Source organism: Microbacterium sp. CGR1, assembly GCF_051062835.1.
Lineage (GTDB): Bacteria > Actinomycetota > Actinomycetes > Actinomycetales > Microbacteriaceae > Microbacterium.
In genome coordinates this window covers 1502948-1518044 of the sequence record NZ_JAOTPG010000001.1, presented here as the reverse complement: position 1 = coordinate 1518044, position 15097 = coordinate 1502948, and the positions used below count along the sequence as shown (strand labels likewise).

The window sequence follows — 15097 nt, the reverse complement described above, 5'->3', positions numbered from 1 at the left end:
CTGTGCTCACTCTGAGGTCTCTCGACTCAGCGCGGCCGGTGGCGCCTGAGGGTGAACCTGCAGATCCACCCTGCGCGTCCCGCATCCCCCGCACCTCACGTAGAGGACGATGCCGTCGCTGGTCGGATGCCGTGAGTCGACGAGCCAGGAGTGCTCGTGCGAGGGCGCGGGCGCGGTCTGGCGGGGGATCGGGAGGGTGTGCGGTGAGGTCATGCATCCAGCGTGATGTAATGGCCTTATGCATCTCAACCCTTACGGAGAGTACGCGGTGCTGCTGGCCGCATCGCTCGCCGACGACTTTCCCACCGATCGCGCCGGAATCGAGGAGAGAACCCTCGAGAGGGGCATGACGATGACGTTCCCGCCTGCACCCGACGATCACGAACGCGTCCGCGAAGTCGTCGACGACTGGCTGCAGATCGTCGACGAGCGGGATCCCGCGGCGAGAGCCGAAGTGCTCAATGCGCAGATGGCCGAGGCTGCAGCCTATCCACGACTCACGAATCACGACGGGGAGGGGTGGCATCTGCACTACCGAGACGACGTGCAGTCACTGCCGTACGTGCTCCGGGCGATCTTCGCGGTCGGCACGTCGCTGCACCTCGTCACGCGCGGCATGGATCGCCTCGGCCGCTGCGAAGCCTCGCCCTGCACGAACGTCGTCGTGGACGTGACACGAAACGGCAGGCAGCGCTTCTGCTCGGTGCGCTGTGCGAACAGAGCGGCGGTCCGGCGCCACAGGGCGCGCGCAGGCGCCTGACGCCGGACCGCCGGATACGCGGATCAGATCACGCGGTCTGCTCGGCGTGCCGCCCTTCGGCGACCTCTTCGATCAGCTTGGCGTTGAACGCGGGAAGGTCGTCGGGGGTGCGGCTCGAGACCAGGCCCTCGTCGACCACGACCTCTTCGTCGACCCATGTCGCTCCGGCGTTGCGGAGATCGGTCGCGAGACTCGGATAGCTCGTCAGGGTGCGTCCGTCGACGACGCCGGCCTCGATCAGGATCCACGCGCCGTGGCAGATGACGGCGACGGGCTTGTGCTGCTCGAAGAACGAGCGGGCGAGGTCGATCGACGGCTTGTCGAGCCGCAGGTGATCGGCGTTCACCACGCCGCCCGGAAGCACAAGTGCGTCGAACTCGTCGGCGGTCGCGGCGTCCGAGGTGAGATCGACATGCTGGACGTGACCGTTCTTGCCGGTGATCTGCAGTCCTTCGGGGGCGATCAGCGTGGCGCTCGCGCCCTCGCCCTGCACCGCTTCCCACGGACTGGTCAGCTCGCTGTCCTCGAATCCGTCCGTGGCCAGGAATGCCACTCGGTGGTCGGTGAGAGTCGCCATGATGCGTCCTTTCGTGGAGGTGGAGGTCCCGGTGGGGATGCCTCGACCCTCTCGCACGCGACGGATCCCGTGAAGGGGGTGGCCGGATGGACGCGGCGGTGATAACGGTGGGCCCCGTGGGGCTCGAACCCACGACCCGCGGATTAAAAGTCCGATGCTCTGCCAACTGAGCTAGAGGCCCGCCCCTCCAGTCTAGGGCGCAAAGAAGGAGCCGCTGACGACGTATCGCCAGCGGCTCCTTCTCCATCTCACCGTCCTCCCCCTGAGTGGCGAGATGGTGTGTGCCGAGTCCTGCCTCGGCATCCCATGGCTTACTCAGCCGGGGGCATCAGCACCGAGTCGATGAGGTACACGGTCGCGTTGGCGGTCTTGACGCCACCGCAGATGACGTTCGCGTCGTTGACCATCAGCGAGTCGCCGCTGCCGGTGACCTCGAGGTCAGCACCCTGGACGGTGGCGTGCGTGCCATCGATGTCCGAGGGAGCGATCTGGCCGGGGACCACGTGGTACGTCAGGATCGAGCTCAGCGTGGCGCTGTCGGTCTTGAGCGCCTCGATGGTGGCGGGGTCGATCTTCGCGAAGGCGTCATCGACCGGAGCGAAGACGGTGAACTCGTCACCGTTCAGCGTGTCGACGAGGTTGACATCGGGGTTGAGCTGGCCGCTGACTGCGGCGACAAGGGTCTTGAGCAGCGGGTTGTTGGATGCTGCGGTGGCGACCGGGTCAAGAGCCATGCCCTCGACCGATCCTGCGCCGTCCGGAACAGCCTCTGCGTATGCGGCGCAGCCGGGGCCGACGAGGTCCGCGGCGGGATCCATGGTCTCGGGAGCGGTCGTCTCGGACGACTCCGGTGCCATCGACTCCGACGGCTCGTCGGTGGTGGTTCCGCCCATGGAACATGCGGAGAGCAGGAATGCGCTCGCAAGGCCGAGGGTGATGGCTGCGGTGACCTTCTTCTTGGTGCTGAACATCTCGAGCTCCTTCAGAACTTTGCCACGGCCTCTCCGTGGCGTTGATGGCTGTTCGGAGCCCCGCCGAGATCGGATGGGAGAAAGTGCAAAAGAATTTTCGGAGCGGCCTCATCCAATCCGTTTCGAGGGCCGTGGCGAACAGCATCCGAGGAACAGCACTTAAGAGGACTCATTTCCGTCACTTTCGGGCGGCGGTTGCACGAGAAAGCAATGTGGATGCGGCATGCTGGTAGAGATGGTCATCGATGGGATGGACGTACCCGAAGACGGTACGGCAAAGGATGCTGTCGCTGACCTGCTCGTACGCATCGGCGACGGTGACCAGCGTGCATTCGCGGAGCTGTACGACTCTCTCTCCTCGCGAGTCTTCGGCCTCATCCTCCGCGTGCTCGTGAACCGCTCGCAGAGCGAAGAGGTCCTCCAGGAAGTTTTTCTGGAGATCTGGCAATCCGCTTCCAAGTTCGCTCCGAACAAGGGACAGGGAAGAACCTGGGTGATGACGATCGCGCACCGTCGTGCGGTCGACCGGGTGCGTGCGTCCCAGTCCAGCGCGGACAGAGACGTACGGGCCGGGTTCAGGGATATCGGAGTCGCGCACGACAGTGTCGCGGAGACGGTGGAGCTGGGCATCGAGGGCGAGAAGGTCGTGAACGCTCTCTCGGGCCTTCCCGAGGCACAGCGCGAGGCTCTCGTACTGGCCTACTACGGCGGATACAGTCAAAATGAAGTCGCGGCGCTCGTGGGGGCACCGCTGGGGACGATCAAGACACGGATGCGAGACGGACTCTCGCGCCTCAGGACAGCCATGGGGGTGACAGCATGAACGAGCAGGAATTCGCGGAACTCGCGGCAGGAGCAGCACTCGATGCTCTGTCGCCCGATGATCAGCAGCGTTATCACGCGGCACTCGCGGTGCACCCCGAATGGCAGCGCATCGCAGATGCGGATGCCGACAGCGCGGCGCTCCTCTCCACAGGTGTCCCTCCGGCCGTTCCGTCGCCGGAGATCCGCGCAGCGCTCCTCGCACGCATCGCCGTCACCCCGCAGAATGGCGACGTCATCCAGGCGACCTCGGTGCCCGACACGGTGCCGGAAGAGAGCTCGGATGCCGCCGCCGCGCAGACCCCGCTCGGTGGCGAATCCACACCGAAGGCCCCGGTCCGCCGTCTGCGGATCCTCTTCGCGCTCGCCGCGTGCCTCGCACTTCTCGTCGGCGTGGGTGTCGGCGCAGCTGCGATCAACACCTACCTGAATCGCCCGGCGAGCGTCGTCGCCCTGGAGGACATCCAGGCAGCGGGAGACGCGCAGCAGGCCAGCGTCTCGCTCGAGACCGGGGGAACGGCGACCGCCCACTGGTCGGCGTCGCTCGGCAAATCGGTCCTCGTGACCGACGGCATCCCGGCGCTCTCCGAAGACGAGACGTACGAGCTCTGGTACGTCCGCGGTGACACTCCGGTCTCGGCCGGTGTGTTCGCGGCCGACGGCGGAGACGCGACGGCGGTGCTCGCGGGAGACATGCACGCGGGTGATGTGATCGCCGTGACGGTGGAGCAGGCGGGAGGGTCGCCCTCGGGTTCCCCGACGTCCGACCCCGTCGTCGTGATCCCCACCGCCTGACCCAGGACGCCTGATCGTCACCTCTGATCCGCACGCCTGACGTCGCGGATGGCGCGTACCCTGGACTGATGCCTGAGCAGTTCTCCCGGCCGGTCCGCCGGCCCACCAACGCCTTCGACAACATCGTCGGCAGCCATGACCCGGCGGAGGAGACGAGGATCGCGCATGCGACCGCATCCGCTCTGCTGGCCCGTGTGCGCGCCGACGAGAGCGGGGTGAGCGCGGACCGCCTCGTCGCGTTCACCGACGAGCATGGGATCGACGAGATCGCCGAGCTGTGGTCCAAGGCGCCGTCGCGCACTCTTCCCGGCGCGCTGTGGCGGCTGTACATCCTGCAGCTCGCGATCCATGGCGACCCGCACACCGCCGCGCTGCTCTACGAACGAGGACGCGTGGAGCTCTCCTCGGTGGATGCGGTCATCGCGGGCGCCCCTGTGCCGGCCAACCCCGACGAGCTCGTCGCACTCATCGACACGATCCTGCGCGGCGCCTTCCGCGGCGACTTCGCCGTGGCGCTCGACCGGGCCGCGGCTTTCTGCCGTGTGCAGGCGTCCGGCGCGACGCACACGGCCGACGACTACGAGCCGACCGAGCCCGCCCGCGCGAGCGAGCTCACCACCCGAGCGTTGCGGCTGAGCAGCTATGCGCAGGACCTGTCGGCCTCTGCGGTGCTGTGGCGGACGGATGCTCTGTCCTGAGCCTGCGGCGCGAACCTGAGCCCGCCGTCGAGATCCCAGCCCCGGACAGGAAAAGACCGGGCCGCAAGAACGCCTCTCGGCGGAAGGCCGCTCGTAGCGGCAAAAATTGGAGCCCGGGGTTATGCGGCCCGGCCATTTCATTGTAACAAGATCGCGCTGCGGCTATTCCCGGGAGTCTAGGCTCGGAGCATGACCCGGCGCTTTGCTCTGATGATCGATCCGGCTGCTGCGGAGGCTGACCGCTCCGACTTCGCCGACACCTTCACGCTCGTCGATGCGGCGGCTCCCGCACTGAGCGTCGGGGAGCTGAGCACGCAGCGCGGTGACGGCGTCTTCGAATCGATCGGCGTCGTCGACGGGCACGCGCAGGAGGTCGTCCCTCATCTCGAGCGGCTCGCTCACTCCGCACAGCTCTGCGACCTGCCGCTGCCGAACCAGACACAGTGGCGTCAAGCCGTCGAACAGGCCGCCGCCCACTGCGAGCAGGGCGAGTACGTCATCAAACTCATCCTCAGCAGAGGCGTCGAGCACGGACCCACTCCGACCGCGTGGGTCACGGCGGCACCGGCATCCGACTTCGCCGCGGTGCGTGAGCGCGGGATCCGCGTCGTCACGCTGGACCGCGGCTACGACCTCGACGTCGCCGAGAACGCGCCGTGGCTGCTTCTCGGCGCGAAGACGCTCTCGTATGCGGTGAACATGGCCGCGCTCCGTGAAGCGCACCGGCGCGGCGCCGACGACGCGATCTTCCTCTCGCGCGACGGCTTCGTGCTCGAGGCGCCGACCGCCTCGCTGATCCTCCGCATCGGCGGTCGATTCGTCACCCCGGCGCCCAACGGCGGCATCCTGCACGGCACCACCCAGCTCAGCGTCTACGAATACCTCGCGAGCCGCGGTCTCGAGGCGGAGTACGGCAAGGTCCCGGAATCCGACCTTCCCCGCGCGGATGCCGCCTGGCTGGTCTCGAGCGTGCGGCTCGCCGCCCCGATCACGGCCGTCGACGGGGTCGACCTGCCCGTCGACCACGCCCTCACCGCCGAGCTGAACCGGTACCTGCTCTCGCCCCGCGACTGAGCGTCGCCGACGGTCGACCCGCTCGAACGACGGAGGGCCCGACGCGGAAGCGCCGGGCCCTCAGAGGCAGAGCGGATGCTTATCCGAAGCGACCCGAGACGTAGTCCTCGGTGGCCTGCACCGACGGGGTGGTGAACATCGTGCGGGTGTCGTCGTACTCGATGAGCTTGCCGGGCTTGCCGGTGCCGGCGATGTTGAAGAACGCCGTCTTGTCGGAGACGCGGCTGGCCTGCTGCATGTTGTGCGTCACGATGACCACCGTGTACTGCGTCTTGATCTCGGCGATGAGCTCCTCGATCGCGAAGGTCGAGATCGGGTCGAGGGCCGAGCAGGGCTCATCCATCAGGATCACGTCGGGTGAGACGGCGATCGCGCGGGCGATGCACAGACGCTGCTGCTGTCCGCCCGAGAGGCCGGAGCCGGGGCGGTCGAGGCGGTCCTTGACCTCGTTCCAGAGGTTGGCGCCGCGCAGCGACTTCTCGACCAGGGCGTCCTGGTCGCTCTTCGCCATGCGCGTGTTGTTGAGCTTGACGCCCGCGAGCACGTTCTCCTTGATCGACATCGTGGGGAACGGGTTCGGGCGCTGGAACACCATGCCGACCTGGCGACGGACCAGCACGGGGTCGACGCCCGCACCGTAGAGGTTCTTGCCGTCGATCAGCACCTCGCCCTCGACGCGGGCGCCGGGGATGACCTCGTGCATGCGGTTGAGGGTGCGCAGGAACGTGGACTTGCCGCAGCCGGACGGGCCGATGAACGCCGTGACGGTGTTGGGCTTGATATCGATGCTGACGCCTTCGACGGCGAGGAAGTCGCTGTAGTAGACGTTGAGGTCGTTGACTTCGATGCTCTTGGACACGAGAGGGATCCTTTGGTTCAGTCGGGTATGACGGCTCAGCGGCCGTTGATCTTGGGGGCGAACACCTTGGCGATGATGCGTGCCACCAGGTTCAGCACCATCACGATCACGATCAGGGTGAGGGCGGCGGCCCATGCGCGGTCGAGGTAGGCATCGACCGGGATGCCGGGGTACTTCGCCTGCATGTACGAGAACACGGGTAGTGTCGCCATCTGCCCGCTGAACATGTTCAGGTTCATTCCCTGGACGATTCCGACGGTGAGCAGCAGCGGTGCGGTCTCGCCGATCACGCGCGAGATGGCCAGCATGATGCTGGTCAGGATGCCGGCGATGGCGGTCGGCAGCACGACCTTGATGATCGTCAGCCACTTCGGCACGCCGAGCGCGTAGGCCGCTTCGCGGAGCTCGTTCGGGACGATGCGCAGCAGCTCCTCGGATCCGCGCACGACGACCGGGATCATCAGCACCGAGAGCGCCAGGGATCCCATGATGCCCATCCGGGTTCCCGGACCGACGATCAGCGCGAACACCGAGTAGATGAACAGACCGGCGACGATCGAGGGGATGCCGGTCATGACGTCGACGAGGAACGTGATGCCGCGGGCGAGCTTGCGGCCCTCGCCGTACTCGACGAGGTAGATCGAGGTCATCAGGCCGATCGGCACCGAGATGATCGTCGCGCCGAGCGTGATGAGCAGCGTGCCCCAGACCGCGTGGATGGCTCCGCCACCTTCGCCCACGATGTTGCGCATCGAGAAGCTGAAGAACTCACCGTCGAACCGCATGAGGCCGTTGACGACCACGGTGTAGAGCAGCGAGATGAGGGGGAGGAGCGCGACCACGAAGGCGCCGGACACCAGCGCCGTCATGAGCCGGTCGATCGCGTGGCGGCGGCTCTCGACCACGGTGGAGATCACGAAGATGAGCACCATGTAGAACACGAGGCCGACCACGAGCGTGAGCGCGATGTTGAAGTCGGCCGGGTCGCCGCCGGCGTTCATGAACGCGAAGATCGTCGCAGAGATGGCGAATGCGACAAGCAGCAGCGCCCACGGTGCCCACTTGGGCAGGTGCCCTGCGGACGTGGTGTGCACGGGGGCGACGACAGACGAGGACGAGGGGGAGGGCGTGAGTGTGGCGGTCATGTCAGTTGGCTCCCGAGAACTCGGCGCGGCGCGAGACGATCCAGCGGGCCACGAAGTTGACCGCGAAGGTGACGATGAAGAGAATCAGACCCGCCGCGATGAGAGTGTTGACGCCCTCGTCGTGGGCCTCGGGGAACCGCAGTGCGATGATCGCGGGGATCGTCGTGGGGTTCTCCGGGTTGATCAGGTTGAACGTGATGATGCCGAGGGGTGAGAGCACGAGCGTCACGGCCATGGTCTCGCCGAGCGCGCGGCCGAGGCCGAGCATGGCGCCCGAGACCATGCCGCTGCGTGCGAAGGGGAGCACGGCCATCCGCACCATCTCCCAGCGCGTGGCTCCGAGCGCGAGCGCGGCCTCCTCGTGCAGCTTCGGAGTCTGCAGGAACACCTCGCGGCAGATCGCGGTCATGATCGGGAGGATCATCACCGCGAGCACGAGGGATGCCGTGAGGATCGTCTTTCCGGTGCCGGAGGGCGTTCCGCCGAAGATCGGGATCCAGCCGAGGTTCTCGTTGAGCCACTTGTAGAAGGGCACGAGCATCGGCGCGAAGGTGAGCGCGCCCCAGAGGCCGAAGACGACCGACGGCACGGCGGCCAGCAGGTCGATGATGTAGCCGAGGAATCCGGCGAGGCGGCGCGGGGCGTAGTGCGAGATGAAGAGCGCGATGCCGATCGCGATGGGAGCGGCGATGACGAGCGCGATGAGGCTCGACCACAGGGTTCCGAAGACGAAGGGCCAGACCCACGAGAGGAACGACTGGCCTTCGAGGATGTGGTTGTTCGAGGTGTCTGCCGACAGAGCCGGGATCGCCTGCACGATGAGGAAGACGGCGACCGCTGCGAGTGTGACGAGGATGATGATTCCCGCCGCCAGCGCTGTGCCGGAGAAGACGAGGTCACCCCGTCGGCGCAGCGGGGGGCGCGTCCCGGTGGAACGGGTGGTTTCGGGACCCGTTGAGGTTGTGGTCATCGGAGCGACTCCAGGCTCTGAGGGACTTTCGGGGTTTTCATGCGGGTGCCCCCGGGTGTCGGTCTTGTCCTACGACCGACACCCGGGGGCGTCGGACCGGGGCTCAGCGGTGGGCTGAGCCGGCGGTCACTCCGTGACGATCGCGTCGATCGCCGTGTTGATCTGGTCGCGCAGGCTGTCCGAGATCGGCGCGCTGCCCGCGGCCTCGGCTGCGGCATCCTGGCCCTCGGCCGATGCGACGTACTGGAAGTACGCCTTCACGAGGCCTGCGGTCTCGGCGTCGTCGTAGTCGACGCAGCCGATGAGGTACGAGACGAGCGCGATCGGGTATGAGCCGGCGGGTGCTGCGGCCGGGTCGACGGCGAACGCGAGGTCGTGGTCGGAGCGACCCTCCTCGAGCGGCGACGCCTCGACGAGAGCTGCGGCGGCCTCGGCGGAGTACGCGACGTACTCGCCCTCGACCTCGACGGCGACCTGACCCAGGTCCGCGGTGCGCGACGCGTCGGCGAAGCCGATGTAGCCGACGCCGTTGGTGATCGCGTCGACGACGCCCGAGGTGCCGTCTCCGGCCTCACCGGTCGACAGCGGCCACTCGTCGCTGGCCTCGTAGGTCCACACGTCGGGGGCGACGGCGCTGAGGTACTTGGTGAAGGTCTCCTGCGTGCCCGAGGCGTCTGCGCGGTGCACGGGGACGATCGCCTGGTCGGGCAGCTCGACGCCCTCGTTCTGCGACGCGATGGCGGCGTCGTTCCAGTTGGTGATGGCGCCGGAGAAGATCTTGGCGATGGTCTCGCCGTCGAGGTTCAGCGTGTCGATGCCCTCGAGGTTGAAGGCGACGGCGACGGGCGAGATGTAGACGGGGATCTCGACGATCTCGTCGGAGGCGCAGGAGCCGAAGCCGCCCGCAGCGATCTCGTCGGCGTTGAACGCGCGGTCGGAGCCGATGAAGTTGGAGGAGCCGGCGATGAAGTTCTCGCGGCCGGTGCCGGAACCCGTCGCGGTGTAGTTCACCGTGGTGTCGGGGTTGGCGGTCTGGAATGCGGCGACCCAGGACTGCTGCGCGGCCTCCTGCGAGGAGGCGCCGGTGGCCTCGATGGTGCCGGAGAGGGTGGACTCGCTCGGCGCGTCGGTGGAGCCCGTGCCGCCTTCGTTCGCGGCACAGCCGGCGAGTGCGAGAGCGGCGACGGCGCCGATGGCGCCGATTCGTGCGATTCGGGAGATCTTCACTGTGGATCCTTCGATCTTGGATGGGTGGGGCCCGGTGCAGGGCACACAGTGACGCTATGTGCGGCGGTTAACGAGACTCTCCCGCGCAGGTGAACGGAAGGTGAACGGCGCGCGTCTCTCTGGGGTGCATCCCAGGCGCGCACTCGTATCCCGGTGCCGCTCGACGAGCGGTCAGATCTTGGGGATGTGCGTCTCGATCGCGATGATCCCGGAGCCCGGGTTGGATGCCGACAGGTGCACGACCGAGAAGGCAGCGGGCTCGAGGTCGGCCGCGCTGCTCACGTACGAGCCGCGGATGGTGCCCGTCGCGAGCGCGATCTCGGAGAGGATGCCGGGAAGCACCGGTCCGTGGCTGCACAGCACGGCGGGTTTGCCCGCGCGCACGCGGCGGCCGATCACCGAGCGCAGGTCGTCCTCGCCGTCCTCCCACGCATCCTGACTGATCTTCGCCGTCTTGACGATCTTGCGGTCGAGCGCCTTCGCGAGCGGGCTGATCGTCTGCACGCAGCGCACAGCGTCGCTCGTGATGATCCTGCGCACACCGAATGCCTGCAGTGGCGCGACGATCGACGCGGCCTGCTGCCGACCGCGGTCGGTGAGCGGGCGCGCGGCATCCGTACCGTCCCAGTCCGACCGCGAGAGAGCCTTGGCGTGACGAAGCGCGATGATCGGGAACGTGCGCAGCACGCCGTCATCGACGAGCTTCGCGAAGAAGTCGAGGATCTCGAGGTCGACGGGGTAGCTCAGACGGGCGCGCGCCTTCTTCACGCTCACCCATTCGAGTGCGGCGATCTCGCGGTTCGGCACGAAGGTCGAGGCGCGGATGGCGTCGACGGTCGCCTCGGCCGCCCAGTAGTGCACGACCTTCTGCTTGCTCGAGGGCAGGTGGTAGCGGCTCACCCCGACCGGCACGCCGAGCGAGACCCGGATGCCGGTCTCCTCGTGCACCTCGCGCACGGCGGTCTCGGCGAGCATCTCACCGGGGTCCACCTTGCCCTTGGGGAGGGTGACGTCCTTGTACTTCGTGCGATGGATCAGCAGGATCCGCAGCTTGCCGTCGATGAGTCGCCAGACGACGGCGCCTGCCGCGTACACGGCCTTGTCCGTCCACTTCGACCGCGTCTCGTGCGCGCTCGACTGCGAGCTCATCGGACCGCCCGTGCTCGACGTCGCCGCTGGATCAACCCCATGGTCTTGTCCTGCAGGTCGACGAGCGGCGTGCCGTCGGCGTCCTCGGAATGCCTCGTCCAGACGCCGTCGGATCCCAGGTGCCACGAGGTGGTCCCGGGGTCCATGGCGAGATCGAAGAAGTCCAGCAGGTCCTTCATGTGGCCCGGGTCGGTCACTCGCACGAGTGCCTCGACGCGGCGGTCGAGGTTGCGGTGCATCATGTCGGCGCTGCCGATGTACACCTGCGCATCGCCGTCGTTGTGGAACGCGAAGATGCGGGAGTGCTCGAGGTACCGGCCGAGGATGCTGCGGACGGTGATGTTGTCGCTGATCCCCTCGAGGTCTGTGCGCAGACTGCAGATGCCTCGCACCCACACGTCGACCTTCACGCCGGCCGCGCTCGCGCGGTACAGCGCGTCGATGACCTCTTCGTCGACCATCGAGTTGACCTTGATGCGGATGCTGGCGGGCTTGCCGTCCTCGGCGTTGCGCCGCTCGTGGTCGATCTGACGCACCAGCCCCTTGCGCAGGTGCAGGGGAGCGACGAGCAGACGCTTGAACTTCTTCTCGATCGCGTATCCGCTGAGCTCGTTGAACAGACGGGTGAGGTCCTTGCCGACCTGCGCGTCGGTCGTGAACAGTCCGAAGTCCTCGTAGATGCGGCTGGTCTTGGGGTTGTAGTTGCCGGTGCCGATGTGCGAGTAGTGGCGCAGCACGCCGTCTTCCTCACGGATGACGAGCGCGAGCTTGCAGTGCGTCTTCAGCCCCACGAGGCCGTAGACCACGTGCACGCCGGCCTTCTCGAGCTTGCGCGCCCAGACGATGTTGTTGGCCTCGTCGAAGCGGGCCTTGACCTCGACCAGCGCCAGCACCTGCTTGCCCGCCTCGGCGGCGTTGATCAGCGCCTCCACGATCGGGCTGTCGCCCGAGGTGCGGTAGAGCGTCTGCTTGATCGCGAGCACGTGTGGGTCGCGGGCGGCCTGCTCGAGGAACGAGACGACGCTCGTCGTGAACGACTCGTACGGGTGGTGCACGAGCACGTCCGACTTGCGGATCGCCTTGAAGATGTCGGCGCGCGTGTTGCTGCCGGTGGGCTGGAAGGCGACCGCGGTGGTGGGCAGGTGCGGCGGGTAGCGCAGGTCGGGGCGGTCGATGCGCGAGAGGTCGAACAGGCCTCGCAGATCGAGCGGCCCGGGCAGGCGATAGATCTCCTGGTCCGTGATCTCGAGCTCGCGCACGAGGAGGTCCATCGTGACCTCGTCCATGTCGTCGGTGATCTCGAGCCGGATGGGCGGACCGAAGCGGCGGCGCAGCAGCTCGGCCTCGAGCGCCTGGATGAGGTTCTCGCTCTCGTCCTCCTCGATCTCCACGTCCTCGTTGCGGGTGAGGCGGAACGCGTGGTGGTCGAGCACCTCCATGCCGGGGAACAGGTCTCCGAGGTGGTTCGCGATGAGCTCTTCGAGCGTGAGGAAGCGCTTGATCTCGCCGCTGCCGGGCACCTCGACGAACCGGGGCAGCATGGGCGGCACCTTGAGGCGGGCGAACTCCTGACGCCCGGTGCGCGCGTTGCGGATGCGGATCGCCAGGTTGAGCGAGAGCCCGGAGATGTACGGGAACGGGTGCGCGGGGTCGACCGCGAGCGGCATGAGCACCGGGAACACCTGGGCGCCGAAGTACTCGGAGAGCTTGGCGCGCTCGTCATCGGTGAGCGCCGACCACTCGGTGATCTCGATGCCGGACTCTGCGAGCGCCGGACGCACGAGCGACTTCCACGCGTCGGCGTGGCGAAGCTGGAGTGCGTGCGCCTCACGAGCGATGTCGGCGAGGGCGTCGGCGGGGGAGCGGCCGATGTTCGTCGGAACCGCGAGACCTGTCACGATGCGGCGCTTCAGGCCCGCTACGCGCACCATGAAGAACTCGTCGAGGTTGCTCGCGAAGATCGCGAGGAAGTTCGCCCGTTCCAGCTCCGGCAGCGACGGATCCTCGGCGAGCTCGAGCACGCGCTGGTTGAACGCGAGCCAGCTCAGCTCACGATCGAGGTAGCGATGGTCGGGGAGCAGTGCATCCGGGGACTCGATGGCATCGAAGTCGTCATCTTCAGCGTCACCGAGACCTGCGTCGGCGAGAGCGGGATCGATCATGGGGTACATCTAAGCACCGTGAGGTGACGCGCGCGTGAACGGGCGTCGCATCCGTCACCGCGTCGCCGCGACCGCCTCGTCGTCGTACACGTTGAATCGGTAGCCGACGTTGCGCACCGTGCCGATGATCTGCTCCTGGTCGCCGAGCTTCGCGCGCAGGCGCCGGACGTGCACGTCGACCGTCCGGGTGCCGCCGAAATAGTCGTAGCCCCACACCTCGCTGAGCAGCTGCTCGCGGGTGAACACCCTGGAGGGGTGGGTGGCGAGGAAGTGCAGCAGCTGGAACTCCTTGTACGTGAGATCCAGCGGACGGCCGCGCAGCTTCGCCGAGTACGACTGCTCGTCGATCGTGACCCCGGACGCCTGCACGCGCGAGGGCTCTGCGACCTCGTCGCGGCGGGCGAGCGCGAGTCGCACGCGGGCGTCGGTCTCTGCCGGCCCCGCGGTGGAGAGCAGCACATCGTCGATGCCCCACTCGCCGGAGAGCGCGCTCATGCCGCCCTCGGTGACGACGAGGAGGAGCGGAGCATCCTGTCCTGTCGCACGCAGCAGGCGACACAGCGACTTCGCGCCGACGAGGTCGAGACGGCCGTCGACGATCACGATGTCGTAGTCGGGGGCGCTCACGAGTTGGGCGGGCTCGGCCGGAATCTGACGCACACGATGGCTGAGAAGCTCGAGCGCGGGCAGGACCTGCTCCGAGACCGGAGCATTGGTCAACACCAGGACCTGGGCCACACGCACTCCTTCCGGACGGCGGGGGACGCCGTGCCGCAATGATACCGGGCGCTGATGGGTGACATTCGTCGTCGGTGAGTCACAATGGAGTCATGTCGGAACCTGCCCTCGCACCGCGTAACGCTTTCGTCGGTGTGCTCGTCGTCTGGGCGGTCGCCTTCGTCGCCTCCATCGCGGTGGGGATCTTCGTGCCGGAGGAATGGCGCGTGCCCTGGCTGCTCGTCGCCTTCGGCGGGATCGTGCTGCTCTCGTTCGCCGTGCAGCTCTGGTACGGACGCACCCAGGGATTCATCTTCCGGGTGAGCGGCAGCACGATAGGCGCACTGCTGCTGATGGGTGTGATCTCGGTCGGATTCGGCCTGGCGGCCCTCGTCACCTGATCTCGGGACGCGACACCCGCGCGCACGGAGGGTAATGTGGACGGTATGGACCTCCTGGCGCTCGAACTCTTCTTCATCGGCCTCCTCGGCCTTGCGAGCCTCGCGATCGTGTTCGTCTCGGTCGTCGTGCTGCGCAACCTCTTCCGCGGTCAGCGCTGAGCGCACCGTGCTCGAGCTGCCCACTGATCTTCCCGCCGACCTCGCGCCGCTCTCGTGGCTCGTCGGAGTCTGGGAGGGCACCGGCGTCATCGACTATCCGGTCGGCGATGAACGCCTCCAGGGTGAGTTCACGCATCGCGTGAGCTTCAGCCACGACGGAGGGCCGTTCCTGAACTACTCGGCTACCGCGACGTTCACCGGCGACGACCAGGCGGTCTCCATCCCGCTCGTCGCCGAGACCGGCTTCTGGCGACTCAGCCGCCCGGCTACCGACGCCGACCCGGGCCCCGGCCTGCTGCCGCCGCTGGCCGAGTCCGTGACGCGCGGAGTCGACGACGTCGAGGAACTGCGCGCCGCATCGGGCGGCTTCCCGATCGAGGTCTCCATCGCCCACGCCGACGGGACGCTCGAGCTCTACCTCGGGGAGATCAGCGGTCCGCGCATCGACATCGCCTCCGACGCGATCGTCCGCGGTGCGGGCGCCAAGGAGTACGGCGCAGCGACGCGCATGTACGGACTCGTCGACAACCACCTGCTGTGGGCCTGGGACATCGCGGCCCTCGGCACTCCCATGCGGGCGCACGCGTCCGCGCGATTGGCCAAGGTCTGAC

Annotated in this window: 17 protein-coding genes and 1 tRNA gene; 7 read left to right on the top strand and 11 right to left on the bottom strand. The window is 67.5% G+C overall.

Going from position 1 to position 15097, the window contains the following annotated elements:
* Positions 1–6 precede the first annotated feature (6 nt).
* Positions 7–213, bottom strand: a complete 207-nt coding sequence (locus OD997_RS07505) for a hypothetical protein (RefSeq protein WP_434331040.1) — start codon at positions 211–213, stop codon at positions 7–9.
* Positions 214–238: 25 nt separating this feature from the next.
* On the opposite strand from OD997_RS07505, the gene OD997_RS07500 reads away from it, so the two are divergent.
* The gene (locus tag OD997_RS07500; RefSeq protein WP_434331039.1) at positions 239–760 is read left to right on the top strand and encodes a CGNR zinc finger domain-containing protein; all 522 of its coding nucleotides are present in this window, start codon (positions 239–241) and stop codon (positions 758–760) included.
* A 28-nt stretch (positions 761–788) separates the two neighbouring features.
* Here the strand turns inward: OD997_RS07500 and OD997_RS07495 are convergent, their stop codons facing one another.
* The 3 genes from OD997_RS07495 to OD997_RS07485 form a co-directional block, all read right to left on the bottom strand.
* Positions 789–1337: a type 1 glutamine amidotransferase domain-containing protein gene (locus OD997_RS07495; protein WP_434331038.1), complete on the bottom strand. Its 549-nt coding sequence runs from the start codon at positions 1335–1337 to the stop codon at positions 789–791.
* A 108-nt stretch (positions 1338–1445) separates the two neighbouring features.
* Positions 1446–1518, bottom strand: a tRNA-Lys gene (locus OD997_RS07490).
* A gap of 130 nt (positions 1519–1648) precedes the next feature.
* A complete protein-coding gene (locus OD997_RS07485) occupies positions 1649–2308 on the bottom strand; it encodes a fasciclin domain-containing protein (RefSeq protein ID WP_434331037.1) in 660 nt (219 codons plus the stop codon).
* Between the two features lie 223 nt (positions 2309–2531).
* Between OD997_RS07485 and sigK the strand changes: the two genes are divergently transcribed.
* The 4 genes from sigK to OD997_RS07465 all read left to right on the top strand — a co-directional run bounded on the left by sigK (position 2532) and on the right by OD997_RS07465 (position 5697).
* Positions 2532–3131, top strand: coding sequence for an ECF RNA polymerase sigma factor SigK (sigK, locus tag OD997_RS07480; protein ID WP_434331036.1), 600 nt, complete (start codon positions 2532–2534; stop codon positions 3129–3131).
* On the top strand, positions 3128–3925 hold the full coding sequence (locus tag OD997_RS07475) for an anti-sigma factor domain-containing protein (RefSeq protein ID WP_434331035.1): 798 nt from the start codon (positions 3128–3130) through the stop codon (positions 3923–3925). Before sigK ends, OD997_RS07475 begins: the two co-directional genes overlap by 4 nt.
* 68 nt (positions 3926–3993) lie before the next feature.
* Positions 3994–4623, top strand: a complete 630-nt coding sequence (locus OD997_RS07470; RefSeq protein ID WP_434331034.1) for a DNA-directed RNA polymerase subunit beta — start codon at positions 3994–3996, stop codon at positions 4621–4623.
* Between the two features lie 189 nt (positions 4624–4812).
* Positions 4813–5697 carry an aminodeoxychorismate lyase gene (locus tag OD997_RS07465; RefSeq protein WP_434331033.1) on the top strand — a complete coding sequence of 295 codons (885 nt, stop codon included), beginning with the start codon at positions 4813–4815 and terminating at the stop codon, positions 5695–5697.
* A 79-nt stretch (positions 5698–5776) separates the two neighbouring features.
* Here the strand turns inward: OD997_RS07465 and pstB are convergent, their stop codons facing one another.
* The 7 genes from pstB to OD997_RS07430 all read right to left on the bottom strand — a co-directional run bounded on the left by pstB (position 5777) and on the right by OD997_RS07430 (position 13947).
* Positions 5777–6556, bottom strand: coding sequence for a phosphate ABC transporter ATP-binding protein PstB (gene pstB / locus OD997_RS07460; RefSeq protein WP_056312627.1), 780 nt, complete (start codon positions 6554–6556; stop codon positions 5777–5779).
* A gap of 35 nt (positions 6557–6591) precedes the next feature.
* Positions 6592–7701 (bottom strand): phosphate ABC transporter permease PstA, encoded by a 1110-nt coding sequence (gene pstA / locus OD997_RS07455; RefSeq protein ID WP_434331032.1) that lies wholly within the window; start codon positions 7699–7701, stop codon positions 6592–6594.
* A gap of 1 nt (position 7702) precedes the next feature.
* Positions 7703–8671 (bottom strand): phosphate ABC transporter permease subunit PstC, encoded by a 969-nt coding sequence (gene pstC, locus OD997_RS07450; protein WP_434331031.1) that lies wholly within the window; start codon positions 8669–8671, stop codon positions 7703–7705.
* A gap of 126 nt (positions 8672–8797) precedes the next feature.
* Entirely contained in the window at positions 8798–9898 is a 1101-nt protein-coding gene (gene pstS, locus OD997_RS07445) for a phosphate ABC transporter substrate-binding protein PstS (protein WP_434331030.1), read from the bottom strand.
* 171 nt (positions 9899–10069) lie between these two features.
* Entirely contained in the window at positions 10070–11047 is a 978-nt protein-coding gene (locus OD997_RS07440) for an NUDIX hydrolase (protein ID WP_434331029.1), read from the bottom strand.
* Complete coding sequence (locus OD997_RS07435) at positions 11044–13209, bottom strand: RNA degradosome polyphosphate kinase (RefSeq protein WP_434331028.1); 2166 nt, start codon at positions 13207–13209, stop codon at positions 11044–11046. Before OD997_RS07435 ends, OD997_RS07440 begins: the two co-directional genes overlap by 4 nt.
* Positions 13210–13263: 54 nt before the next feature.
* Positions 13264–13947, bottom strand: a complete 684-nt coding sequence (locus OD997_RS07430) for a winged helix-turn-helix transcriptional regulator (protein WP_434331027.1) — start codon at positions 13945–13947, stop codon at positions 13264–13266.
* Positions 13948–14039: 92 nt separating this feature from the next.
* Between OD997_RS07430 and OD997_RS07425 the strand changes: the two genes are divergently transcribed.
* Both OD997_RS07425 and OD997_RS07420 read left to right on the top strand, forming a co-directional pair.
* Positions 14040–14327: a hypothetical protein gene (locus tag OD997_RS07425; protein WP_056312614.1), complete on the top strand. Its 288-nt coding sequence runs from the start codon at positions 14040–14042 to the stop codon at positions 14325–14327.
* Between the two features lie 166 nt (positions 14328–14493).
* The gene (locus OD997_RS07420; RefSeq protein ID WP_434331026.1) at positions 14494–15096 is read left to right on the top strand and encodes an FABP family protein; all 603 of its coding nucleotides are present in this window, start codon (positions 14494–14496) and stop codon (positions 15094–15096) included.
* Position 15097 lies beyond the last annotated feature (1 nt).

What these genes read in the sequence shown, in the direction of transcription:
- OD997_RS07505 (WP_434331040.1), bottom strand. Translation starts at nt 213, where the DNA reads ATGACCTCACCGCACACCCTCCCGATCCCCCGCCAGACCGCGCCCGCG.
- OD997_RS07500 (WP_434331039.1), top strand. Translation starts at nt 239, where the DNA reads ATGCATCTCAACCCTTACGGAGAGTACGCGGTGCTGCTGGCCGCATCG.
- OD997_RS07495 (WP_434331038.1), bottom strand. Translation starts at nt 1,337, where the DNA reads ATGGCGACTCTCACCGACCACCGAGTGGCATTCCTGGCCACGGACGGA.
- OD997_RS07485 (WP_434331037.1), bottom strand. Translation starts at nt 2,308, where the DNA reads ATGTTCAGCACCAAGAAGAAGGTCACCGCAGCCATCACCCTCGGCCTT.
- sigK (WP_434331036.1), top strand. Translation starts at nt 2,532, where the DNA reads ATGCTGGTAGAGATGGTCATCGATGGGATGGACGTACCCGAAGACGGT.
- OD997_RS07475 (WP_434331035.1), top strand. Translation starts at nt 3,128, where the DNA reads ATGAACGAGCAGGAATTCGCGGAACTCGCGGCAGGAGCAGCACTCGAT.
- OD997_RS07470 (WP_434331034.1), top strand. Translation starts at nt 3,994, where the DNA reads ATGCCTGAGCAGTTCTCCCGGCCGGTCCGCCGGCCCACCAACGCCTTC.
- OD997_RS07465 (WP_434331033.1), top strand. Translation starts at nt 4,813, where the DNA reads ATGACCCGGCGCTTTGCTCTGATGATCGATCCGGCTGCTGCGGAGGCT.
- pstA (WP_434331032.1), bottom strand. Translation starts at nt 7,701, where the DNA reads ATGACCGCCACACTCACGCCCTCCCCCTCGTCCTCGTCTGTCGTCGCC.
- pstC (WP_434331031.1), bottom strand. Translation starts at nt 8,671, where the DNA reads ATGACCACAACCTCAACGGGTCCCGAAACCACCCGTTCCACCGGGACG.
- OD997_RS07440 (WP_434331029.1), bottom strand. Translation starts at nt 11,047, where the DNA reads ATGAGCTCGCAGTCGAGCGCGCACGAGACGCGGTCGAAGTGGACGGAC.
- OD997_RS07435 (WP_434331028.1), bottom strand. Translation starts at nt 13,209, where the DNA reads ATGATCGATCCCGCTCTCGCCGACGCAGGTCTCGGTGACGCTGAAGAT.
- OD997_RS07425 (WP_056312614.1), top strand. Translation starts at nt 14,040, where the DNA reads ATGTCGGAACCTGCCCTCGCACCGCGTAACGCTTTCGTCGGTGTGCTC.